Origin of the sequence: Shouchella clausii (genome assembly GCF_002250115.1) — a bacterium.
Lineage (GTDB): Bacteria > Bacillota > Bacilli > Bacillales > Bacillaceae_D > Shouchella > Shouchella clausii.
This window is the reverse complement of sequence record NZ_CP019985.1, coordinates 1,266,937-1,290,102: the sequence shown is the minus strand read 5'-3', so window position 1 is coordinate 1,290,102 and position 23,166 is coordinate 1,266,937. Positions and strand designations below refer to the sequence as shown.

The 23,166-nt window shown below is 45.0% G+C and carries 22 protein-coding genes; 20 read left to right on the top strand and 2 right to left on the bottom strand.

All coding sequences use genetic code 11. The annotated features are described in order from the left end of the window. Positions 1 to 63: 63 nt before the first annotated feature. A complete protein-coding gene (locus tag BC8716_RS06245; protein WP_094424360.1) occupies positions 64 to 531 on the bottom strand; it encodes an ArsR/SmtB family transcription factor in 468 nt (155 codons plus the stop codon). A 344-nt stretch (positions 532 to 875) separates the two neighbouring features. Here BC8716_RS06245 and BC8716_RS06240 point away from each other — a divergent pair, with 344 nt between their 5' ends. Further along, positions 876 to 1,859, top strand: a complete 984-nt coding sequence (locus BC8716_RS06240; protein WP_094424359.1) for a pectate lyase family protein — start codon at positions 876 to 878, stop codon at positions 1,857 to 1,859. Positions 1,860 to 2,222: 363 nt separating this feature from the next. Continuing rightward, positions 2,223 to 3,854: a ribosomal protection-like ABC-F family protein gene (abc-f, locus tag BC8716_RS06235; RefSeq protein ID WP_094424358.1), complete on the top strand. Its 1,632-nt coding sequence runs from the start codon at positions 2,223 to 2,225 to the stop codon at positions 3,852 to 3,854. A gap of 98 nt (positions 3,855 to 3,952) precedes the next feature. On the opposite strand, the gene BC8716_RS06230 is transcribed toward abc-f, so the two are convergent. Further along, positions 3,953 to 4,606 (bottom strand): universal stress protein, encoded by a 654-nt coding sequence (locus BC8716_RS06230; RefSeq protein WP_094424357.1) that lies wholly within the window; start codon positions 4,604 to 4,606, stop codon positions 3,953 to 3,955. Positions 4,607 to 4,748: 142 nt separating this feature from the next. On the opposite strand from BC8716_RS06230, the gene BC8716_RS06225 reads away from it, so the two are divergent. The 18 genes from BC8716_RS06225 (at position 4,749) to mfd (ending at position 23,152) form a co-directional block, all read left to right on the top strand. Continuing rightward, a complete protein-coding gene (locus BC8716_RS06225) occupies positions 4,749 to 6,452 on the top strand; it encodes a WG repeat-containing protein (RefSeq protein ID WP_169715916.1) in 1,704 nt (567 codons plus the stop codon). A 167-nt stretch (positions 6,453 to 6,619) separates the two neighbouring features. Then, positions 6,620 to 7,396, top strand: coding sequence for a TatD family hydrolase (locus BC8716_RS06220; RefSeq protein WP_094424355.1), 777 nt, complete (start codon positions 6,620 to 6,622; stop codon positions 7,394 to 7,396). Between the two features lie 118 nt (positions 7,397 to 7,514). Then, a complete protein-coding gene (locus BC8716_RS22925) occupies positions 7,515 to 8,870 on the top strand; it encodes a G5 and 3D domain-containing protein (protein ID WP_285838658.1) in 1,356 nt (451 codons plus the stop codon). 92 nt (positions 8,871 to 8,962) lie between these two features. Continuing rightward, entirely contained in the window at positions 8,963 to 9,547 is a 585-nt protein-coding gene (gene rnmV, locus BC8716_RS06210; RefSeq protein WP_281256452.1) for a ribonuclease M5, read from the top strand. Beyond that, positions 9,540 to 10,427 (top strand): 16S rRNA (adenine(1518)-N(6)/adenine(1519)-N(6))-dimethyltransferase RsmA, encoded by an 888-nt coding sequence (gene rsmA, locus BC8716_RS06205; protein WP_169715915.1) that lies wholly within the window; start codon positions 9,540 to 9,542, stop codon positions 10,425 to 10,427. Before rnmV ends, rsmA begins: the two co-directional genes overlap by 8 nt. Before the next feature lie 51 nt (positions 10,428 to 10,478). After that, positions 10,479 to 11,357, top strand: a complete 879-nt coding sequence (gene yabG / locus BC8716_RS06200) for a sporulation peptidase YabG (RefSeq protein ID WP_094424353.1) — start codon at positions 10,479 to 10,481, stop codon at positions 11,355 to 11,357. Positions 11,358 to 11,541: 184 nt separating this feature from the next. Further along, positions 11,542 to 11,805: a Veg family protein gene (locus tag BC8716_RS06195; RefSeq protein WP_011244936.1), complete on the top strand. Its 264-nt coding sequence runs from the start codon at positions 11,542 to 11,544 to the stop codon at positions 11,803 to 11,805. A 118-nt stretch (positions 11,806 to 11,923) separates the two neighbouring features. After that, positions 11,924 to 12,100 (top strand): small, acid-soluble spore protein, alpha/beta type, encoded by a 177-nt coding sequence (locus BC8716_RS06190; protein WP_011244937.1) that lies wholly within the window; start codon positions 11,924 to 11,926, stop codon positions 12,098 to 12,100. Positions 12,101 to 12,279: 179 nt separating this feature from the next. After that, complete coding sequence (ispE, locus tag BC8716_RS06185) at positions 12,280 to 13,173, top strand: 4-(cytidine 5'-diphospho)-2-C-methyl-D-erythritol kinase (protein ID WP_094424352.1); 894 nt, start codon at positions 12,280 to 12,282, stop codon at positions 13,171 to 13,173. A gap of 31 nt (positions 13,174 to 13,204) precedes the next feature. Next, entirely contained in the window at positions 13,205 to 14,038 is an 834-nt protein-coding gene (purR, locus tag BC8716_RS06180; RefSeq protein ID WP_094424351.1) for a pur operon repressor, read from the top strand. Between the two features lie 13 nt (positions 14,039 to 14,051). Next, positions 14,052 to 14,423, top strand: coding sequence for a RidA family protein (locus tag BC8716_RS06175; RefSeq protein WP_062751103.1), 372 nt, complete (start codon positions 14,052 to 14,054; stop codon positions 14,421 to 14,423). Positions 14,424 to 14,584: 161 nt separating this feature from the next. After that, a complete protein-coding gene (gene spoVG / locus BC8716_RS06170) occupies positions 14,585 to 14,881 on the top strand; it encodes a septation regulator SpoVG (protein WP_011244941.1) in 297 nt (98 codons plus the stop codon). A gap of 331 nt (positions 14,882 to 15,212) precedes the next feature. Beyond that, positions 15,213 to 16,577 (top strand): bifunctional UDP-N-acetylglucosamine diphosphorylase/glucosamine-1-phosphate N-acetyltransferase GlmU, encoded by a 1,365-nt coding sequence (glmU, locus tag BC8716_RS06165; protein WP_094424350.1) that lies wholly within the window; start codon positions 15,213 to 15,215, stop codon positions 16,575 to 16,577. A gap of 25 nt (positions 16,578 to 16,602) precedes the next feature. After that, the gene (locus BC8716_RS06160; protein WP_094424349.1) at positions 16,603 to 17,553 is read left to right on the top strand and encodes a ribose-phosphate diphosphokinase; all 951 of its coding nucleotides are present in this window, start codon (positions 16,603 to 16,605) and stop codon (positions 17,551 to 17,553) included. A 119-nt stretch (positions 17,554 to 17,672) separates the two neighbouring features. Beyond that, positions 17,673 to 18,329 (top strand): 50S ribosomal protein L25/general stress protein Ctc, encoded by a 657-nt coding sequence (locus BC8716_RS06155; protein ID WP_094424348.1) that lies wholly within the window; start codon positions 17,673 to 17,675, stop codon positions 18,327 to 18,329. Positions 18,330 to 18,386: 57 nt separating this feature from the next. Further along, entirely contained in the window at positions 18,387 to 18,944 is a 558-nt protein-coding gene (gene pth, locus BC8716_RS06150) for an aminoacyl-tRNA hydrolase (RefSeq protein ID WP_094424347.1), read from the top strand. Positions 18,945 to 19,110: 166 nt separating this feature from the next. Next, positions 19,111 to 19,338, top strand: a complete 228-nt coding sequence (locus BC8716_RS06145) for an anti-sigma-F factor Fin family protein (RefSeq protein ID WP_094424346.1) — start codon at positions 19,111 to 19,113, stop codon at positions 19,336 to 19,338. 271 nt (positions 19,339 to 19,609) lie between these two features. Continuing rightward, a complete protein-coding gene (gene mfd / locus BC8716_RS06140) occupies positions 19,610 to 23,152 on the top strand; it encodes a transcription-repair coupling factor (RefSeq protein WP_094424345.1) in 3,543 nt (1,180 codons plus the stop codon). The last annotated feature ends 14 nt before the right edge of the window (positions 23,153 to 23,166 follow it).

Genomic DNA, 23,166 nt, shown 5'->3' with positions numbered 1-23,166 from the left:
TAATCATACAAAGAAGAACCAGTTGACCGAGTTGCCGGCCGACTGGTTCTTTTGTGAGTGCCGTCACTCACCTTTGTCTTCTTCTTTTATCTCGGTGATAGAAAATTCAACCATGCACGGGATTTGCGCGGTTTTATCGGCACGTGCTTTTTTGCCGTATTTTTTAAAGAGCTGGTACATCTCTTCCTGCATTTCATCCATTAACGTATCGGATAAGTATAAAGGCGTCCTATTTTTCACACGGTGTTCTTCCCCTATTCCCCCAGGTCCCCTGAACAAAGTCGTTTTCGCTTTATAATACTTTTCGACAATTCCTTTTACTGTTTCCACATGGTCGAGTTCCAGAATGCCATGTTCATACAATTGCTTAATATGGTAATAAATTGTTCCAGGGTTCTTTCCTAGCTCAACGGCTGTTTGCTTTGAAGTCATCGGTTTTTCTGCGAGCAAACTGATAATTTGCCCACGCAAAGGATCGGATATGATTTTTTGTTGTTTTAACGTAATGTCCATAATTTCATAATTTTGCATGATGACCCCTCATTTTTGTAAATATGCAAGTCGATTTATTTTTTTAAATTAACAGTAGCATCTATTCTACCTATTGAGAAACAAAATTGCAACTGTATTGCCAGTACAAAAATCTCTAAAACAGCCGATAACGACTCGATTGTCTGAGTAAGAAAATAACGAAAAAAGCCAGTGGACAATCAGCTTTGAATGGGTTCTGAGAGAATGATTATCATGGTTATAGCAAGCTGTGTAATAAACTGAGCATGATTTACAAATGAAAGGAGGCAAGTATGGAAGTCGGTTGTTGAGTAGAAAAAATAAAAGAAAGCAGGGGATGAGATTTGAGAAAGTTGTGGTCGTTCATGGTTGCGTTTTTGCTGGCGTTTGGTGCTTTTTCCGTACCAGCGTATGGGCAAGAAGGGGCTGAAGCAGCCAATGTTAATTTTTCAATGCAAGGGTTTGCCACTCTTAATGGAGGGACTACAGGGGGTGCTGGAGGAGATGTTGTAACCGTTTCTACCGGTGACCAATTGATAGCCGCGCTAAAAAATAAAAAGGCGAACACGCCTTTAACCATTTATATAGACGGAACGATCACGCCTGCAAACACATCGGCGAGCAAGATTGACATTAAAGATGTCAATGATGTGTCTTTGTTAGGAGTAGGAACAAATGGGGAGCTTAACGGAATTGGCATTAAAGTATGGCGGGCCAATAACGTGATCATCCGCAATTTGAAAATCCATCATGTGAATACAGGCGATAAAGATGCAATCAGCATTGAAGGCCCGTCCAAAAACATTTGGGTGGACCATAACGAACTCTATAATAGCCTTGATGTGCATAAGGACTATTATGATGGATTGTTTGATGTGAAACGGGATGCTGATTACATTACTTTTTCATGGAACTATGTACACGACAGCTGGAAGTCGATGCTGATGGGTTCGTCTGACAGCGATTCATACGGACGAAAAATCACGTTCCACAATAATTACTTTGAAAACTTGAATTCTCGTGTGCCTTCTGTTCGTTTTGGCGAAGCCCATATTTTCAGCAATTACTACGCAGATATTAGAGAGACAGGGATCAATTCTCGGATGGGGGCTCAAGTACGAATCGAGGAAAACTATTTTGAAAGGGCAAACAATCCAATTGTAAGCCGAGACAGCAAGGAAATCGGGTATTGGCATCTGGTCAATAATCGCTATGTTTCTTCGACTGGCGAGCAGCCAACTGTCTCGACAACGACTTATAATCCACCATACAGCTATCAAGCAACGCCTGTAAACCAAGTGAAGGATGTAGTGCGGGCGAACGCCGGAGTCGGGGTTATTTCGCCTTAAAGTTGTTTGAAAGCGCTGCCTAAAGAGATAGAAAGGCAACTACCTCCCGTTTTAGAAATAGAATGCTTTACATTTTTGCCTTCTTCCATTACGCTAGCAGTAATGATAAAGGAGGTGAGTAGAACATGGATCTTTTTAATGGCAGCCAGGCAAAGTTTCGCGCCTATTTGTGGATTTGTCAGGCTATTTTTTCCGCTGTTGTTGCAAAATTGGACCAGTCTGTCCTTTTTTACGCAACGGCATAGGAAAAACCATTAGGAAGAGACATTTCTACTCGCATACGGATTGAGGCGGCGGAGAATTTCTCTGCCGTCTTTTTGGTGTACACAAGTCTCTTCCTACTATCAATAGGAGGAATGAAACGTGATTCTTTGTTATGCCAATCATGTCAGCCAATCATATGGCGCTACACAAGTGTTTGCGAACCTGTCAATGGAAATCAAAAGCGGTGCCCGCATTGGCCTCGTCGGGCGGAATGGCGAGGGGAAGACAACGCTGGCCCGCATCCTTGCAGGACTAGAACCCCCTGCGACTGGCGAGGTCGGCTGGCGAAAAGGACTGGCGAAAGGCATGTTAGCCCAAGCACCTACCTATTCGCCAGATAGTTGTGTCTACACGATACTAGAAACGGTATTTAGCGATATAAAAAAAGTGAAAGAGCATATGACGCGATTGGAAGAAGTGCTCGCAATCGAGCAGCAACCAGCCAAGCTAGAACGTGTCTTAGAGGAATACGGCCGTTTACAGCAGCAGTTTGCTGATGTTGGTGGCTTTGAATATGAGGCCAATATTCGCCGCATTGCCGCAGGTCTTGGCATTACGGGATTGCTTGAGAAACGTTGGGGGGCTCTTAGCGGTGGCGAACGGACGAAAGTCGGCCTAGCCTGTTTATTGTTGCAAAAGCCTGATCTACTCATTCTAGATGAACCAACTAACCATCTTGATTTGTACGCGTTTGATTGGCTTGCTGACTGGGTGCGCCATTATGCAGGGGCTGTGCTCATTATTTCTCATGACCGTGCTTTCCTTGATGCGGCTGTAACGGAAATATGGGAAATGGAGAACGGGGTGCTGCATCAATATGCAGCCAATTACAGTGGCTATTTAATAGAGCGGGAAGAACGCCTCATGAGAGAATTCCAGCAATACGCGGATCAACAGAAAAAGATGAAGAAAATGCGGGAAGCGATTAAGCGCCTGAAAGAATGGGCGAACCGCGCTAATCCGCCTAATGCAGGGATGCACCGCCAGGCTAAGAGCATGGAAAAAGCATTGGCGCGGATGGAAGAGCTAAAAAAGCCGCCGCAAACGAAGAAAGTAGAACTGTCTTTTGAGCAGCAAGGGCGCAGTGGCGAAGACGTAGTTGAATTAAAAGCCGTTTCGAAAACATTTGCTGAACGGCAAGTGCTTGGTCAAGTTGACTTAGCTGTGCGCCATCAAGAACGAGTCGCCCTCGTTGGCGCTAATGGAGAGGGGAAGTCGACGCTATTAAAGCTGATTTTAGGGGAGATCGAGCCTGATACAGGACAATGCAAAATAGGGGCTAGTGTTTCATTAGGCTATTTGTCCCAGCATGGCACAGAACTTGATCCAAAGCAGACGGTGCTCGAAGCATTCCGCGCCAGTGCGCTTTTAGCAGATGGCGAAGCCCGAGGCCAGTTAGCGCGGTTTTTGTTTTATGGGCAAGACGTTTTTAAGCGTGTCGCCGATTTAAGTGGAGGCGAAAAAATGCGGCTGCGGCTAGCACAGTTGATTTTCGAAAAGCATAATGTGCTCGTGTTGGATGAACCGACTAACCATCTCGATATAGACTCAAAAGAAGTGCTTGAAGAGGCATTGGCTGATTTTGCAGGCACGATCATCGCAGTATCACATGACCGTTATTTTTTGAACAAACTTTTTCCTGTCACCTATTGGCTTGAAAATGGAGCTGTCACTCGTTATGAAGGCTCGTTTTCATACGCCTGGGCAAAACGAAAAAAACACGAGCAATAAGCAGCCAAAGCAAAAGCGCCAGACAAAGGGGAAATGCCCATCGTTTGGCGCTTTTTTAGATAGAAGAGGGCGATTGGCAAATAACTGGTTTCGTCCTATTATGTTTCATCGATATCGACCAGTCGGCGGACTGTGCCATCGTCAACACGAACTTCAAATATATGGCTGTCCTTAGTGAAGGAGAAAATGCCGCTATTAAAATTCGTTTGCAGCTCTTTAAAGAAGACGCCTTCATAGCTGAAGCCTTTGCTGTCGTCAAATCGCAGCTCATAAGTGCCATCTGCTTGTTCCACCAAATAGGCGGATACGCCCCTTTCAAAATTCCAATTATCCGTTTCATCGGCCCGTTCTTTAGGGACAACATGAAGATCAGCGAAAGGCGCTTTTTCAAGCAACGTGTCAATAATGGAACCGCCAAGTAAAGTAGTCCATAAATTTTCGGCAATTTGGCCGATGACAATTTGTGTTGCTTGTTTTTCTTTTGCAAAGTTGGAAATGACGTTTGTAATGTTGTAGGCATGAGACTTCTCTACACTCAAATCAGCGCCGTATTCATCAGCAAGTTCTTTAAAAAGGGACATATCGATTTTTTTATCGTGTTTATACTCCTCCTCCGGCAAAGAATCAAACACAAGAATCGATAAAGGCGCGTTTAGTTGAGAAGCAAGAGCGGCCCCTCTTTTAATGAGTTTGCTGCCGTGGTGGCCGTAATTGACGCAAACAAGAATCCGTTCGTTAGACGAAGTAGACATACATTCCCCTCCATTCCTTTTCTTATGCTTAACAAACAGTATACACATGGCAATCGCCAAATCAAAATCTGCAATTTTTGTACATGGCTTAGGAAAAGCCGTCATATACTGGACCAACCAGGCGAAGCAGGAGGTTGGTAGCGTGGAACGATTGACTGAGAACCTGTATCCCGTTTCGACGAAGACGGTAAATGGCACGAAATGGGGGTATATAAACGACAGAGGGCGCATCCGCATTTCCCTTGTTTATGATGGGGCAGAGCCTTTCCAAAAGAATGGTTTTGCAATTGTTACGTTAAATGAAAAGCAAGGGCTTATTAATCAATTTGGCCGTTTTGCCGTTAAGCCGGTCTATAAAAGTATTCAACCTTTCTCAGAAGAACGAGCAATTATCCAAACAAAAGACGGGTTTAAAATGATTGATGAGGAAGGCCATGTGCGTACGAAAAAAACGTATGCCTACATGGCTCCAATGAAACATGGCCGTGCGCTGTTTCAAACAAATGGCCGGTACGGGTTTCTTAATTCTGATGGCGAGGAAGTGATAGCAGCCCGTTATCTTTTTGCCTTTGATTTTGACGAAGGAAAAGCGGTCGTGCAAACGAAAACGGCAGAGTTTCAGCTAATTGATGAGAACGGTCATGTGCTCCATACATATCCATATGCCGATGTTGGATCACTAAGCGAAGGACGAATCGCTTTTAAGGAAGGCGATCGTTATGGCTATTTGGATGAGGCAGGAAATGTTGTTATTCCGCCCAAATATGGCATGGCTTTTGCCTACGAGGATGGCTTTGCGATTATCGCAACGAGTGGCGACAACTATTCTTATGGGTTGATTAATCAAGCAGGCGACACCGTCTTTGAACCTGTATACAACGAAATACGTTTGCTTCAAGAAGGACGTATTGCGCTTGGGAAAGCGAAGGACGCCAATAGGCCGTTTTTAAGCCGTTATGCGATCGCTAATACAAGCGGGGCGGTATTGACGGACTTTGTCTATGATGATGTTGGCTCTTTTAACAAAGGCACTGCCAGCGCGGTAAAGGACGACAAAACGTTTTTTATTGATAAAGAAGGCCGCAAAGCCAAGACATTCCCCGCTTTTTCTGGTACAGGTGTACTTCGGAAGGAAAACGGCATTGTTGCGGCGTTCATTGACCAGCGTCTTTTTTATACAGATGAGCATGGAAAAATCATTTGGCATCCAGACACGGAAATCCGACTGCGCCGTCCTTATCGCATTCAAGAACGCCTGTTTAAACATGGTCCCAGTTATTATGTTTATTATCCGCAAATTGAAGGAATGGCGAACCAACTCGAACAACAGGCCATCAACCAAAAATTGGCGAAGCAAGCAGGCGTCCGCGATGTTACGGAAGCGGAAACAAAAGAACGTACGTTTACAGGTGATTTTAATGTGCTCTTTTTTAAAAAACACCTCGTTGTGTTGGAAATTGATGGCTATACGTATCCATTTGGCGCGGCGCATGGGATGCCAACAAGGACTTTTGCAAATGTGGACGTGCGCAATGGCCATGATTATGCCCTTTCGGAACTATTTAAACATGGCCGTGATTATGTGACAGTGTTAAGCAAACTGGTAGGCGAACAAATGAAGAAACAGGCTGATGATTACTTTCCAAATGCATACAAAGGGGTGAAAAGCACACAACCTTTCTATGTTGATGAGCATGCGCTCTATCTTGTCTTTGATGTATATGAGCTGGCGCCTTATGCGGCTGGTTTTCCGACTTTCAAAATTCCCTTTGCTGAGATTGAACCAATCATTGACCAATCGGGGCCGTTTTGGCAGTCATTCCACTATCACAATCAGCCAAACTGATCGAAAACCGCAAGAAGGCGAGTGAAAGTGCGGTTGAGTGGGGTTGCAAGGCAGACGACGAAAGCATGTGCCCGTTTGTCTCTCGTCTGTAAAGAGGCCTACATTTTTTATGCTTTGCTTGCGTTCACATGGCCAAAAGGCATAAAATGCCTTTGAGGTGAATAGTGATGTTATTTGATACGCATGTCCACTTGAATGCCAAGCAGTTCCACGGAGATGTAAAGGAAACGATTGCGAGGGCCCAAGATGCAGGCGTTAAAGAAATGGTTGTCATTGGTTTTGACGAGCCTACAATTGAACGGGCGATGGAACTTGTCGAACAATACGATGATTTATATGCAGCGGTCGGTTGGCATCCGGTAGACGCCATTGATATGAAGGATAAGCATTTGCACTGGTTGGAAGAGCTGTCAGCCCATCGGAAAGTGGTTGCTCTTGGCGAAATGGGCCTTGATTATCATTGGGACAAATCGCCAAAAGATGTCCAAAAAGAAGTGTTCCGCAAACAAATTGCTTTAGCAAAAAAAGTGAAGTTGCCGATTATTATTCACAATCGCGAAGCCGACCAAGATGTCGTTCATCTCCTTGAGGAAGAAGGAGCAGCTGAAGTTGGCGGCATTATGCACTGTTTTGGCGGCAGCGTGGAAATAGCGGACCGTTGCTTAAACATGAATTTCCATATTGGCCTAGGTGGCCCTGTCACATTTAAAAACGCTAAACGGCCAAAAGAAGTAGCTGCGCATGTGCCAATCGATCGGTTGCTAATTGAAACCGATTGTCCTTATTTGGCTCCTCACCCTTATCGCGGCAAACGAAATGAGCCAGCCTATGTAAAGCGGGTGGCAGAAGATATCGCAGAATTACGCGGTATCAGCTATGAGGAGCTGAGCCAGAAAACGAGAGAAAACGCCCTAAAATTATTTGGAATTAAAGACAATAATTAGTTTTTATTCCTAGCATTTGGGCAAATTGCAAAGGTTACTGCTTTGTTACGTTTGTGTAACTGTTGTTGACACGCTATTCGTTCGTCTCTATAATTCGGTGCTTGAGGAGGGACGAACGATGAGCGATAAGCACAACCTGTTAAATAGGCCTGAAACCGACCCTGCCATTAGGCGGAGGATCTTAATTGCAGTCGCGCTTTTCCTAGGACTAATTCTTATTTTATCTGGATTATTTGAGTTGACCAAAAAAGCGGTTGCTGTTGAACAGAACGGTGAGAAGGTTACTGTGCGCACGCACGAATCGACAGTCGCGGATTTGCTTGAAAGCTTGGAGATTCAAGTAGGCGAACATGATTTGATTGAGCCGTCGTTGCAAACGGAGATTGAAGCTGGGATGGACATTGTTTACAAGCCTGCGGCTGAAGTGACATTGTCTGTTGCCGGTGATGAGACCACAGTCTACACAGTTGCTGACAATGTAAACGATTTGTTTGCTGAGTTAGGAATCGAACCAAAAGCCGAAGACGAAATTGAGCCAAGTGGAGATACCCCGATTGAGGATGGGTTACATATTGCCTATTCGCCTGCAGTGCTTTTGACTTTTGCCTATGACGGCAATGAAGACGAGTACTGGAGCACCTCAGCGACTGTCGCTGACTTTTTGAAAGAAGCCAATGTCGAGCTTGGCGAGCTTGACCGAGTTGAGCCAGGTTTAGACGAAGAATTGCGGGACGGGCTTGATATCCGCCTCGTACGTGTTGAAAAAGTCACCGATGTCATTGAGGAACCAACTGCATTTGAAACGCTTCGCGAAGAAGACAGCGATTTAAACCATGGCGTGGAGCGTGTAGTAGAACAAGGAAAAAAAGGCAAGCAAGCTCTTCACTATGAAGTGACGCTTGAAGACGGCATCGAGGTTGACAGGCAACTTGTGAAGACGGAAATGGTTGAAGAGAGTGAAAACCGTATTATTGCGGTTGGAACAAAACAAGAAGAGGCAAAAGAATATGTCTCTGAGACACAAACGGCCCATGAAACAGTAAGCCAAGAGTCAGTGGATCAAGAGCCAGTAGATCAAGAGCCAGTAAGCCAACCGGAAAAAGAACCAGCAAAGTCGGAAAAACCGAAACAGGAAAGCGAACAGAAACCGCAAGAAAAGCAAGAAGTGGAACAAGAGAAACAACAAAAGACATTGCAAATGCAATCGACTGCTTATACAGCCGCTTGTGATGGCTGCAGCGGGATTACGGCGACTGGCATTGATTTAAACAGCAACGCCAATATGAAAGTCATTGCTGTAGATCCAAGTGTCATCCCCCTCGGCACCCGCGTACACGTGGAAGGGTACGGCGAAGCCATTGCTGGTGATACAGGCGGTGCTATCAAAGGAAACAAAATTGACGTACACGTCCCGACAAAAGAAGACGCTACGAACTATGGAAGCAAAAGCGTCAAAGTAACAATACTTGATTAATAAGCGAAAAAAGCAAGTTGCTGGCAAAGCACTTGCTTTTTTTTTGTGTGAAAACAGGCTACAATAACGTCATGGTCTTTTTAGAGAACGGAGTGAACGACATTTTAGTGATCAATGAAATGATTGTTGTGGAAGGAAGAAAGGACACGGTTTCCATCAAACGGGCTGTTGAAGCCGATACGATTGAAACAAATGGGTCGGCGGTCGGCGAGTCTGTGTTAAAACAAATCGAGCTTGCGGCCAAACGCCGTGGGGTAATCGTATTTACGGATCCGGACTACGCTGGGAACCGCATTCGCCAAATTGTCAGCAAGCGAGTGCCAGGCTGCAAGCACGCATTTATCAAAAAAGCAGACGCAAACCCGAAACAGCAAGGGAAAAGTGTCGGTGTAGAACATGCCTCCCCCCATGCCATCCGCGAGGCGCTTCTTGCTGTTCGTACAGAGCAGCTTGAGCCGTTTCCAGCACAAATGACGGTCGCTGATTTAATGGAAGCAAGATTGTTATCAGGAAAAGGGGCGAGAAGCCGCCGCGAACGTTTAGGCGAACACTTGTCGATCGGCTATGCTAACGGAAAACAGCTTTTGAAACGGCTGCACATCTTTCGGATCACCCCTGAAGAATTTAACGAAGCGGTGAGGTGGATAAACAAACAGGAGGAAAGTGAAGTTGAATAAAGACATTGCGACACCAGCGCGGACAAATGCAATTTTAAAAAAGCACGGATTTACATTAAAGAAAAGTTTAGGGCAAAATTTTCTCATTGATTTAAACATCCTTGCCAAGATTGTGGAAGCAAGTGGTTTCGATGAACAAGACGGCATTGTCGAAATTGGTCCAGGCATAGGTGCCTTAACGGAACAACTGGCGAAAAAAGCAGACAAAGTGGTCGCTTTTGAAATTGACGGCCGTTTAATCCCGGTGTTGGAAGACACTCTTTCGGCTTACCCGAATGTTAAGATCATTCACTCTGACGTGCTTAAAGCCGACTTGCCTGGTGTGCTGGACGCTGAGTTTTCGAAAGGCCAAGCTATCCATGTTGTTGCCAATTTGCCCTATTATGTCACTACCCCTATTTTAATGAAATTGCTGGAAGACAGGCTCCCTTTTAAAAGCATCACCGTCATGATCCAAGCAGAAGTAGCAGAGCGAATTGCGGCGAAGCCAGGGTCGAAAGAATACGGTGCCTTATCGATCGCTGCCCAATATTACGCAGAAGCAAAGCCAATGGTGGTTGTGCCGGCCTCTGTTTTCGTGCCCCAGCCACGAGTGGATTCAAGTGTATTAAAATTAACGATTCGCGAAAAGCCGTTAGTGGAAGTCATTGATGAACGTTGGTTTTTTGACGTATTCCACGCTAGTTTTGCCAACCGCAGAAAAACGATTTTAAACAATCTTGTCCATAACCTTGCCGGGAAGGACGCCAAGGCCGCTGTTGAACAAGGGCTGTCCGAGGCGGGGATTGATCCAAAACGCCGGGGTGAGACGCTGTCACCGCAGGAATTTGCTCGTTTAAGCGATGCCCTTTATTCCACGTTGCGGAAAGCTGACCGATAAAGGAACCATCGCCGTTGCCTCTTCATAGGCTATCGCAGAGGGGGCAACGCGATGACAATACAAGTTGGTGATGTGGTAGGCCGACTCTCTTATGATTGCGATGTCTTGTTTCGTGTGCTTGCAATCGAGCGCGGCTTGGCAACATTAGTCGGTGAAGAAATGCGTTTGCTGGCGGATGCGCCAGTGACCGATCTAAAAAAGATGTCCGCAAAAGAACGGGAAACGGATAAAAAACGGCAAAAAGAGCGAGAGGATGTCTCCTACCGGTTGTTTCGCCAAGATGCGAAATTAATGAAACGAAGGCAAGAATATCAAGCGGCATCAGGCTATGAAGAGACGCCGCATTTTTTTGAGATGAGAGGCCGTGTGCTCCACTTAGATGGGGACTTAAATTATTTAAATCGTTGCACGGCGTTATATGAAAAATTCGGCGTCCCCGTTTACGGCGTCCATATGGAAGAAAAAGAAATGCCAACGCAAATGGCCTCGCTTATGGAAATGGTCCAACCAGATATAGTTGTGATTACAGGACATGATGCCTATTCAAAAGCTAAAGGAAACCGAGATGAATTAAAGGCTTATCGCCACACAAAGTATTTTGCTGACTGTGTCCGTATTGCAAGAACGACGGTACAAAGCCGTGATGACTTGCTTATTTTTGCCGGGGCCTGTCAGTCCCATTTTGAGACGTTAATTAAAGCTGGCGCTAATTTTGCCAGTTCCCCAGAACGAGTGAACATCCACGCGCTTGATCCAGTCTATATTGCATCGAGGCTTAGTCGTACTTCTTTTTTAGAGACGGTTAATTTATGGGAAATATTGCGCAATACCATTACAGGGCAAAAAGGAATAGGCGGCATTGAAACACGTGGCTCCATGCGCCTCGGTTTGCCGTTAAAAGAACAAGATGAAACGCCTCAAACCGATTGAGGCGTTTTTTGGCTGTCATTGACATTTATTAGCATACATAAAGGAAGCGTTTTTAGTATATCCTACAAACAACAAAAGTTGACAAAGATAGTTGTTGACAAACAGGTTTTCTGGTTGTTATAATTTAAAATTTGACTTTTTTGTAATTGTGTTATATACTATGAAGAGCGAGGTGGTTGTGAGTATGGCAAACACAATAATTGACATTAAACGGGCACTAGACAAAAATGTTGGCAAGCGTATTACCATTAAGGCAAATGGCGGACGCAGACGCTCTTCAGAGCAGTCAGGCATGATTGAGGAGACATATCCTGCCGTGTTTATTGTCAAGTTGGATGAAGACCAAAACTCGGTAGAACGCGTCTCTTACAGCTATGCAGATGTGCTTACGGAAACAGTTGAACTGTTTTTGTCAGGAGAAAACGGCCAAAAAGCAACAATCATATAGGAATAGGCGTTTGCCTCAGTGACTTTCTTTCCAGCAAAAAGAAAGTCTTTTTTTTGTCCATTTGCTCATACTAAGGGTGCTGGGCTAACCAGCAACAAGCAAAAGGAGCGGGTTTAAAATGGGGAGAAGACGAGGCATTATGTCAGATCGCTTAAAAGAAGAACTTGCAAAAGAGCTTGGTTTTTATGATACGGTCCAAAGAGAAGGCTGGGGCGGCATTACGACAAGAGACGCAGGGAATATGGTAAAACGCGCCATCGAAATTGCCGAACGAAACTTGCAAAATGGACAGTAATGGTTTGAAGCCTGTTGCGCAGCTGCGCAACAGGCTTGTTTAAATTCAATAAGGCGTACTTGAACAGGTTCACATCCAGAGATTATTTGCCGTTGAAGCTGGCAGGATAGAAAAGGTGGTATGTTGCACGGACAAGTGATAAAATAACGAAAGCATATGCGAGTATAGAAGGTGACGATGTGAAGTATTCAATTAAAGCGCCTGCAAAAATCAATTTGTCCCTTGATGTGATAAGGAAACGGGAAGATGGTTATCATGAAGTTGAAATGATCATGACAATGGTTGACTTAGCTGACCGAGTAGACTTATCACTTCGGGCCGATGGAGGCATATCGATAGACGTTTCTGAAGGGTTTGTCCCGAGTGATGAGCGGAACTTTGCTTACCAAGCGGCATCGTTATTAAAAAAACGGTACAACGTTAAAGAGGGCGTACACATTTACATTACGAAACGGATACCGGTAGCAGCCGGCCTGGCTGGCGGAAGCAGTGATGCAGCTGCGACGTTAAAGGGCTTAAATGAGCTTTGGCAACTTGGCCTTTCAGTGGATGAGCTGGCGACACTAGGCGCTGAGATTGGTTCTGACGTTTCTTTTTGTGTGTACGGCGGCACGGCGCTAGCGACAGGCAGAGGAGAGAAAATTAAGCCGATTGCTTCCCCACCGCCATTATGGGTGATTTTGGCAAAGCCGCCGATTGGCCTATCAACGGCGGACGTTTATAATGGCCTAAAATTAAACGAGGCAAGGCATGCAAAAACAGCGGAGATGATCGCGGCACTTGAGCGCCAAGACGCAGCATCGATTTGTGCGTTGCTCCATAATACGCTCGAAGATGTGACGCTACGCCTTTATCCAGAGGTCGCCCATATTAAAGAGCAAATGAAGCGTTTTGGCGCTAACGGTGTATTAATGAGTGGAAGCGGTCCGACGGTTTTCGGCATTGTCGAAAAGGAGTCGCGGGTTAACCGGATTTATAACGGCCTTCGTGGCTTTTGTGATGAAGTGTACGCAGTGCGGCTGATTCGTACAAGCGACACTTGTCCAAATACGGATGAAAATGGTATGTTATAAATAAATATTCGGTTATGAGTGCGGAGGGATTATGAAAAAGTTGAAGCGCAGTGGGCGCCTTGTAGATATGACTCATTTTTTGCTGCAACATCCCCATGAAATCGTATCACTAACCCATTTTTCTGAACGTTATCAAGCGGCTAAATCCTCCATTAGTGAAGACTTGGTCATTATTAAAGACATGTTTGAAGAAGAAGGCTATGGTGCGTTAGTGACGATACCAGGGGCAAGTGGCGGCGTAAAGTTTATGCCAAAGATGAACAAACAAGAAGCAGAGCAATTAATTGGCGAATTGGTACAGGCGTTAAACAAACAAGAACGGATTTTGCCAGGCGGATACCTGTATATGATGGACTTGTTAGGCAATCCAAAGTTAATGCACAAAGTGGGCCGCTTGTTTGCAGCGGTGCTTGCCGATAAGGAAATTGATGCGGTGATGACAGTAGCAACGAAAGGCATTCCCCTTGCCTATGCGGTCGGCCATTACTTAGGGGTCCCCGTTAGCATTGTAAGAAGGGATCACCGCATTACAGAAGGTTCAATGGTCAGCATCAATTATGCGTCTGGATCTTCTGACCGAATCCAGACGATGACGCTCGCACGAAGAAGCTTGGCGCCAGGGTCAAACGTGTTCATCGTCGATGACTTTATGAAAGCAGGCGGCACACTTCGAGGAATGGTCGACTTGCTCGAAGAGTTTGAAGCCGATTTAGTCGGCATTGGCGTATTAGTCGAGTCGGCGGAAGTATCAGAAAGGCTTGTTGATGATTATTTGTCTTTAACAAAGTTAACGAACGTCAATGTTCGTGAAAAAGTGATCGATGTTACAGAAGGAAACATTCTAACGAAATTAGAAACGTCTTAAAGGAGGCTGCTTTATGAAAGTCGTGCATACCAATGAAGCGCCGGCTGCAATCGGCCCTTATTCACAAGGAATTATTGTAGGAAATCTATTCTTCTCATCTGGGCAAATTCCACTTACGCCTGCTGGTGAACTAGTTACAGGCGGAGTAGAAGAGCAAACCCATCAAGTGTTTGCAAACGTAAAAGCGGTATTGGAAGAAGCCGGTTCATCACTTGAAAAAGTGGTAAAGGCGACCGTTTTCATCAAAGATATGAACGATTTCCCCCGTATTAATGAAGTGTACGGCAGCTATTTCCGTGAACATAAGCCGGCTAGGTCATGTGTGGAAGTAGCGCGGCTGCCTAAAGATGTACTAATTGAAGTCGAAGTCATTGCAACCATTTAAAACACTGATCTTCTACTATTCTGGACGCACCTTTTTCATGTGGGAAAAGGTGCTTTTTCGTTGGTAAAAAAGTTTAGCAAAAAAGATTTGAAATAGGTGAAGGTAATTTTCTTTTTACCGCGAATTGTTTAAACAGATCAACAATAAGAGAGGTGGCTAACATGGAAATTACTGACGTGAGACTTCGCCGTGTCCATACGGAAGGCCGCATGCGTGCAATCGCATCGATTACAATGGACCATGAGTTTGTTGTTCATGATATCCGCGTAATAGATGGCAACAACGGGCTTTTTGTCGCAATGCCAAGCAAGCGGACGCCTGACGGCGAATTTAGAGATATTGCCCATCCTATTTCCTCAAAAACGAGAGAAAAGATCCAGATTGCCGTTATAAACGAGTATGAGCGTGTAGGCGAATATGAAGACGCGCCTAATTATGAGGAAGCAGGAGCTTCTTGAGGTTGTCGGAAGAGTCGGCAAAATCACTTAGGCAAAGGTGCGAATTAGCACATAGCTTGTTTTCAGCTTCCAAAACGTAGAAGCGAGCCGTTTGTCTACAGTTTGAGAACGTCGAACTTTCCTGAACTTGGTAAGAGTTTTCATTTTTAGCCATTCGCTAAAAAGGGTGGCCAAAAATGGATGTTGCAGTTGTAAAAAGCCAGCCGGCAAAATGTAGGCTGGCTTTTTACAACTGCAACTGCCTAAACTGTGTAAAGGCGGTGGAATGCCTTGAAATACCGCATTTTTTAAAGTATAGTTTTAATGACAAAGGATTGGCTGGAGGGACATAATGAGCGGACGATTTGCGGTTATTTTAGCAGCAGGGCAAGGGACGCGTATGAAGTCAAAGCTTTATAAAGTACTGCACCCTGTCTGTGGCAAACCGATGGTTGAACATGTAGTCGATCAAGTTTCCAAATTGGAATTTGATACAACAGCGGTTATTGTGGGGCATGGAGCAGAGGAAGTAAAAAAAACGCTAACTGAAAAAATTGAATTTGTGATGCAACCAGAACAGCTTGGTACAGGCCATGCTGTTAAATGTGCTGAGCATCTATTGGCAAGCCAAAAAGGCACAACGGTTGTGCTGTGCGGTGACACCCCTTTGATTACTGCCGCCACAATTAAAAAATTAATGGATACCCATGAAGCAAACGGAGCCAAAGCAACTGTGTTGACAGCTCACGCTCCAGATCCTACTGGCTATGGCCGTGTGATTCGCGGAAGCCATAGGCAAGTAGAGAAAATTGTTGAACATAAAGATGCTTCTGTGGATGAGCTAGCGATTGCGGAAGTGAATACAGGTACGTACTGTTTTGACAATGAAGCATTGTTTGAAGCGCTTGCAGAAGTGAAAAATGAAAATGCCCAAGGGGAATATTATTTGCCTGACGTGATTGGCATTTTACGGCAAAAAGGCGAAACCATTTCAGCTTACCAAACAGATACCCTTTCGGAAACGATGGGCGTGAATGATCGTGTGGCGCTGTCACAAGCAGAGGCAGCGATGCGCAAGCGCATTAACGAAGAGTGGATGCGCCAAGGCGTTACGATTATTGATCCGCAAACAACGTATATTTCTGCAGACGCATCGATTGGCCAAGATACGGTCCTTTACCCAAATACGTCCATAAAAGGGCGGTCTGTTATTGGGGAAGACTGTGTGATTGAATCAGGTACAGAAATCGCTTCTGCAACGCTTGGCAGAGGCGTTCACGTGTGCAGTTCGGTAATAAGCGACAGCGTGGTGGCTGACGGCTCATCGATTGGCCCATTTGCCCATATCCGCCCTGGTTCGGATGTTGGAGAAAATGTGCGTGTTGGCAATTTTGTCGAACTAAAAAAGGCAAGCGTCGGCACTGGAAGCAAAGTTTCGCACCTTACTTATGTAGGCGATGCGGAAGTAGGCAGCGATGTCAACGTCGGCTGCGGCGTCGTGACAGTCAATTATGATGGCAAAAATAAACATAAGACGATTATTAAAGACGGCGCTTTTGTCGGTTCAGGCTCAAATTTAATTGCGCCTGTGGAGATTGGCGAGCGTGCATTTGTTGCAGCCGGCTCAACGATCACCGATGATGTTCCGAGCCAAGCGCTATCGATTGCAAGGTCGAGGCAAGTAAATAAGGACAATTACGTGAAAAAAGATGTTTAAGAACAACTGGAGGTCAAGCAACGAAATGGCAAATTACAGCGATCCAAGCTTAAAGGTGTTTACGCTCAATTCTAATAAAGGGTTGGCTGAAGAGATTGCCCGTCACATCGGCGTCTCACTTGGAAAGAACTCAGTGATGCGGTTTAGCGACGGAGAAGTGCAAATTAACATTGAAGAAAGCATCCGCGGCTGTGATGTCTATTTGATTCAATCGACGTCGGCTCCAGCCAACGAACATTTAATGGAGCTCCTCATTATGATTGACGCAGTGAAACGGGCTTCAGCACGGACGATAAATGTTGTGATCCCTTATTACGGCTATGCGCGCCAAGACAGGAAAGCGCGGGCGCGAGAGCCAATTACCGCCAAACTCGTTGCCAATTTACTTGAAACAGCAGGGGCAACCCGCGTGTTGACCATTGATTTACATGCTACGCAAATCCAAGGGTTTTTTGACATTCCAGTTGACCAGCTAATGGGCGTTCCGCTCTTGTCTGATTACTTTGAGAGCAAAAAGCTTGATGATATTGTTGTTGTATCGCCTGACCACGGCGGTGTTGTACGCGCGAGAAAAATGGCGGACCGCTTAAAAGCGCCAATTGCCATTATTGATAAGCGCCGCCCGAAACCAAATGTTTCAGAAGTAATGAATATTGTCGGCAATATTGAAGGAAAAACAGCTATTATTATTGACGATATTATTGATACGGCAGGAACGATTACACTTGCGGCGAATGCATTAGTAGAGCAAGGGGCTACAGAAGTGTACGCGTGCTGTACACATCCGGTTTTGTCGGGTCCGGCTATCGAACGTATTAGCAATTCTAAAATAAAAGAGCTAGTCGTAACCAATACGATTGCCCTAAATGAAAAGCAAAAAGGGGAAAACATTACGCAACTTTCTGTTGCCGGCTTGATGGCTGAAGCGATTATCCGCGTCCATGAAGACGCGTCGGTGTCAACGCTTTTTGATTAAGGTTAGCTGCTGATGTCAGAAGGTCACGGGGAAAAACGATCCATGTCTGTTTGAAAACCAAGCTATGAGGGAACACATGTAAGTAGTTGTGTTAAATCTTACAGTAGAGGTGAAAGATCATGACCGTATTGAATGCTCGTGAACGCAAAGACCAAAAAGCACACCAAACAAAAGAACTTCGTAATCAAGGGCATGTCCCTGGCGTATTATATGGCAAAAAGGTTAAAAGCACACCTGTATCGGTAGAAGCTGTCGCCTTTTTAAAGACATTCCGCGATGTCGGCCAAAATGGCTTATTTGACCTTCAATTAGAGAACGGCGGCAAACATCATGTCATGGTTCAAGAAGTACAAATCGATCCTCTCAACAATCAGTATATGCACGTTGATTTTTTTGAAGTTGATATGAATGAAGAACGGGATGCGAATGTCCCTGTCCATTTAGAGGGGGATGCGCCGGGAGCGAAGGAAGGCGGCATCGTCAACCACTTGCTTTATGAAATAACGGTCAATTGCCTTCCTGCTGACATTCCGGAAGCAATAACAGTTGATATTTCAAATTTAAACATTGGCGACAGCCTTTCTGTTTCTGACATTCGTGCCAATGTGCCTGTTACGATCGTCAATGAAGACGAGGAGACGGTTGTAACGGTAACACCGCCGACGGTTACTGAAGATCCAGATGCAACAGAGGAAGACAATACGACGGCAGAATCAGTGGAAGCGACAGGAGAACGGAATGACGATAACCTTGATCGGCCAGGCCGTGTAGAATAAGTGTAAAGGAAAGGTATGGCTCGTGTGAGTTATGCCTTTTTCGTAAAGGAGTAGCAAATGAAGTTAGTAGTGGGTCTAGGGAACCCTGGGAAAAAGTATGAACACACACGGCATAATATTGGGTTTGACATTATTGACCGTTGCGCACAAGAACTTGACTTGCCCCTGGACAAGCAAAAGTTTAAAGCAATTTATGGAGAAAAGCGGATCGGTAGTGAAAAAGTTGTTCTTTTAAAGCCGTTAACGTATATGAATTTATCAGGCGAAGCTGTACGCCCGTTTATGGATTATTTTAATATCAGCAACGACGAGCTTGTTGTGATTTATGATGATCTCGACTTGCCTGTAGGAAAAATACGCTTGCGAAAGAAAGGCAGCGCTGGCGGCCACAATGGCATTAAATCATTGATAGCTCATTTAGGAACAGAGGAGTTTAACCGTATTCGCGTTGGAATAGGCAGGCCTGCACATGGTGAGCCTGTAGTCAATTATGTCCTCGATACGTATCGCAAAGAGGAATTGGTCTTTATGGATGAAGCAGCTGAAAAATCGGCAAAGGCGATTGAGGCGTGGCTAGAAAAGCCTTTTCTAGAAGTGATGAATACGTTTAACTGATCTGATTTGACAACGATAACCGGTCGTTCTAGACGTGGATGAACGAGCTATCCTATGGCTTGGGCCATGTTGGAGGCACAAGGGAAAGGGCAGCTACTAGAATTCGGATATTTTCCATCTTTTTTGCCCATACTATGAAAATCAAGTGTGAAAAAGAGGTGGGAAAATGGCTGTATACTATGGCTGCCGCCATTGTGGACAGACGATCGGTGTTGTATTTGAAAACGCAACCGAAGCTGACTTAGGTTTTCATGAATTGAATGAAATGGAAAAAGACGAACTATTGACTTACTCCGAGAATGGTGATATACATGTGAAGGCCATATGTGAAGATTGCTATACAGCGTTGAGTGATAATCCTCAGCTGTATAGTTACCCGTATTTCATCCATTGAAAAGAGGCGGCTTCGTTTATAGAAAGAACAAAAATACCAACGCTTTGGTCAGCTTTTTAACCAAAGCATTTTTCCGTTCATAAGATGCATTGGCATATTCAGCGCTGTCAATGAGTAGCAATAAGCAAGTTCCTTTAAGGAGTTATCGTTAAAAAGTCGAGTATGTATCCGTAAAAATACGTACGGCGCTCGGGGTTTCTTTAACGCGTCTCGACTTGTTTGTCCGCTTATGTGAATACGCGAAGAGAAGAAATTCAGGGGGAAATAAAAGATGTTAGGATTGCAGCAATTGGTGGGCAGCGTAAAAGAAGTGCGCGCTGTTGCAAAGGGTATTGAAAATGAAATGAATGAGCAACTTCTTACTGGCCTGACCGGTTCCGCTCGCACGGTTGTAAGCGCTGCGTTATTCAGGGAAACAGGAAGAAGCCAACTCGTGGTTACCCATAATTTATACCAAGCCCAAAAAATATATGAAGATCTTGTTGAATTATTAGATGAGGACACAGTTTATCTTTATCCTGTGAATGAGCTCATCTCAGCAGAAATTGCCGTCGCCAGCCCGGAAATGAAAGCGCAGCGCTTGGATTTGCTTAATGCGCTTGTCCAAGATTTTAAGGGCATTGTCGTCGCTCCGCTAGCTGGGATTCGCCGCTTATTGCCGCCAAAGGCTTTATGGCAAAGCAGCCAGCTCCATTTGAAAACAGGCGAGGACATCGGTGATTTGGAAGAATTTATAAAAAATTTCGTCACAATGGGTTACCGCAGGTCTGATATGGTGTCAGCACCTGGGGAATTTAGTGTGCGCGGAGGCATTGTCGATCTGTATCCGCTTACGAAGGAACATCCTTTGCGAATTGAGCTGTTTGATACAGAAGTCGATTCAATGCGCTACTTTTCATTGGAGACGCAGCGTTCTGAAGGAATGATCGATGAAGTAACAATTGGTCCTGCTCAAGAAGTGCTGCTCCATCATCAACACTATAGCCACGGGGCGAAGTTGTTGGAAGAAAAATATGAGGCAACGCTAAAAAAAGTATCAAGCAAACAAACGCGGGATAAATTACAAGAACATATTCCTTTTGAAATTGCCCAACTGAAGCAATCGGCTACGTTTGAAGGCATGTATAAATACATGTCGCTTTATTATGAAACGCCGCAATCGTTATTGTCTTATATGCCAGAGAATGCGTTTGTCTGGGTTGACGAAATGAATCGCGTCAAAGAAATGGCTGAACACTTGCAAAAAGAAGAGGCAGAATGGCATACGGCGATGCTTGAACAAGGGAGCATCGTCCACGGTACGCAATTGTCCCTTGATGCCCTTGCAAGGCTGCAACAGGCGCCGCAGCCGGTTCTTTATACGTCGCTTTTCCAAAAACAAGTGCCTTCCACGAAGCCAGAGCAAATCATTAACTTGTCATGTAAGTCAATGCAAAATTTCCATGGGCAAATGGATTTGCTTACTTCCGAAGTCAATCGCTGGCTTTCAAACGATTACACCGTTTTGTTCATTGCCGGAACAGAGGACCGTGCCAATCGGCTTGCTTTAAATTTAGAAGATGAAAAAATCGATGCCCATTTGATTGAGGCGATAACGGATTTGACTCCTGGTAAAGTGCAAATTTATACAGGGCACCTGCACACCGGGTTTGAGCTATCCGAACAGAAACTTGTCGTCGTTACTGAAGAGGAAGTATTTTCAAAGCGGGCGAAACGTCCTAAGCGTCGGCAAAAGCTATCAAACGCTGAGCGGATTAAAAGCTATTCCGAATTAGCTGTTGGCGACTTGGTCGTTCATACGAATCATGGTGTCGGTAAATATTTAGGCGTCGAGACGCTTGAAATCAATGGCGTCCATAAAGACTATTTAAATTTGCGCTATGCGGGCAATGACAAGCTCTATGTGCCCGTCGAACAAATTGACCAAGTGCAGAAATATGTCGGAACAGAAGAAAAAGATCCGAAGATTTATGCACTCGGAGGAAGCGATTGGAAAAAAGTAAAAAAGAAAGTCCAATCTTCGGTTGAAGACATTGCTGATGATTTGATTAAGCTGTATGCAGAACGTGAAGCAAGTGTTGGCCACCGCTTTTCTCCTGACGGTCCGGAACAAGCTGAGTTTGAAAGCTCATTCCCGTACCAGGAAACGGAAGACCAGTTGCGGGCCATTAAGGAAATTAAGGAAGACATGGAAAAGCAACGGCCAATGGATCGCCTATTGTGCGGCGATGTTGGGTACGGAAAAACGGAAGTGGCGATTCGTGCTGCCTTTAAGGCGATAATGGATGGCAAGCAAGTCGCCATTTTAGTACCGACAACGATTTTAGCGCAACAGCATTTTGAAACGATTTCAGAACGATTTTCTGACTTTCCGATTACAGTTGGCGTTTTAAGCCGTTTCCGTTCACGAAAAGAGCAAACTGAAGTGCTGAAAGGCTTAAAAGCAGGATCTGTAGATTTGGTCGTCGGTACGCATCGTCTGCTTTCAAAAGACGTACAGTTTAAAGACTTGGGATTATTGATCGTCGATGAAGAACAGCGTTTTGGCGTTACCCATAAAGAGAAAATCAAACGCATGAAGGCCAATATCGATGTGCTGACGTTGACAGCGACGCCGATTCCGCGAACTCTCCATATGTCGATGCTCGGTGTGCGTGATTTATCGGTTATTGAGACGCCACCAGAAAACCGCTTTCCTGTCCAAACGTATGTTGTTGAGTTTAATCCAGCCATTGTACGCGAGGCGATCGAACGTGAACTAAGCCGTGGTGGCCAAGTGTATGTCCTCTATAACCGTGTAGAAGACATTGAGCGGATGACGGAGCAAATTTCTACGCTCGTCCCTGACGCAAGAGTAAGCTATGCACATGGGCAAATGAATGAGCGCGAACTCGAATCGATCATTTTGGATTTCCTTGAAGGGGAAAGCGATGTGCTCGTAACGACAACCATTATCGAAACAGGCGTTGACATTCCAAACGTGAATACGCTCATTGTTTGCAACGCTGACAAGATGGGCTTGTCCCAACTTTATCAAATCCGCGGGCGTGTTGGTCGCTCGAACCGGGTGGCATACTCGTATTTTACGTACCAGCCTGACAAAGTGTTAACCGAAGTGGCTGAGAAGCGCCTACAGGCAATCAAAGAATTTACTGAGCTTGGCTCAGGCTTTAAAATAGCGATGCGTGATTTAACGATCCGCGGTGCCGGAAACTTGTTAGGGTCCCAACAGCATGGTTTTATTGACTCTGTCGGGTTTGACTTGTATTCGCAAATGTTGAAAGAAGCAATTGAGGAACGGAAAGGGGAAAAACCGAAAGAACCGCCATTTAAGGCGGAGCTGAATGTAAATATTGACGCCTACATTCCAGAGCGGTATATTCCTGACGCGAAACAAAAAATCGAGATGTACAAGCGCTTTAAAGGCGTGGAAACGTTAGAAGAAATCGCTGACTTGCAAGATGAGCTCGTTGATCGTTTCGGCGAATATCCAAAACAAGTCGCTTATCTTTTTGAAATGACAAAAATTAAGCTGATTGCCGATCAAGAAAAAGTTGAGAAAATTACAGAAGGCAAAGACGCCGTTACGATTTTATTGACAGAGGAAACAACCAATCGCATCCATGTTGCAACACTTGTCGATGCTGCCCAAAAAATCGGTCGTGATGTTAGCATCGGCTCACAAGGAAGCCAAATCAAACTGGTTATTAAGACAAAGCAACTATCTGATGAAACATTGCTTGCGTACATCATTGAATTACTGGAAGCATTGATCCGTGCTGACAAGTCAAAGAAAGCGATGTCCGCGTCGTAAGGCTAGTCCTATTT

Bases quoted from the DNA above. Each gene is read 5' to 3' on its own strand.
- BC8716_RS06155 (WP_094424348.1), top strand. From the start codon at position 17,673: ATGACCGTATTGAATGCTCGTGAACGCAAAGACCAAAAAGCACACCAA.
- yabG (WP_094424353.1), top strand. From the start codon at position 10,479: ATGACAATACAAGTTGGTGATGTGGTAGGCCGACTCTCTTATGATTGC.
- BC8716_RS06240 (WP_094424359.1), top strand. From the start codon at position 876: ATGGTTGCGTTTTTGCTGGCGTTTGGTGCTTTTTCCGTACCAGCGTAT.
- BC8716_RS06175 (WP_062751103.1), top strand. From the start codon at position 14,052: ATGAAAGTCGTGCATACCAATGAAGCGCCGGCTGCAATCGGCCCTTAT.
- glmU (WP_094424350.1), top strand. From the start codon at position 15,213: ATGAGCGGACGATTTGCGGTTATTTTAGCAGCAGGGCAAGGGACGCGT.
- purR (WP_094424351.1), top strand. From the start codon at position 13,205: ATGAAAAAGTTGAAGCGCAGTGGGCGCCTTGTAGATATGACTCATTTT.
- pth (WP_094424347.1), top strand. From the start codon at position 18,387: ATGAAGTTAGTAGTGGGTCTAGGGAACCCTGGGAAAAAGTATGAACAC.
- BC8716_RS06160 (WP_094424349.1), top strand. From the start codon at position 16,603: ATGGCAAATTACAGCGATCCAAGCTTAAAGGTGTTTACGCTCAATTCT.
- BC8716_RS06190 (WP_011244937.1), top strand. From the start codon at position 11,924: ATGGGGAGAAGACGAGGCATTATGTCAGATCGCTTAAAAGAAGAACTT.
- BC8716_RS22925 (WP_285838658.1), top strand. From the start codon at position 7,515: ATGAGCGATAAGCACAACCTGTTAAATAGGCCTGAAACCGACCCTGCC.
- BC8716_RS06145 (WP_094424346.1), top strand. From the start codon at position 19,111: ATGGCTGTATACTATGGCTGCCGCCATTGTGGACAGACGATCGGTGTT.
- BC8716_RS06220 (WP_094424355.1), top strand. From the start codon at position 6,620: ATGTTATTTGATACGCATGTCCACTTGAATGCCAAGCAGTTCCACGGA.
- mfd (WP_094424345.1), top strand. From the start codon at position 19,610: ATGTTAGGATTGCAGCAATTGGTGGGCAGCGTAAAAGAAGTGCGCGCT.
- BC8716_RS06245 (WP_094424360.1), bottom strand. From the start codon at position 531: ATGCAAAATTATGAAATTATGGACATTACGTTAAAACAACAAAAAATC.
- BC8716_RS06195 (WP_011244936.1), top strand. From the start codon at position 11,542: ATGGCAAACACAATAATTGACATTAAACGGGCACTAGACAAAAATGTT.
- BC8716_RS06230 (WP_094424357.1), bottom strand. From the start codon at position 4,606: ATGTCTACTTCGTCTAACGAACGGATTCTTGTTTGCGTCAATTACGGC.
- spoVG (WP_011244941.1), top strand. From the start codon at position 14,585: ATGGAAATTACTGACGTGAGACTTCGCCGTGTCCATACGGAAGGCCGC.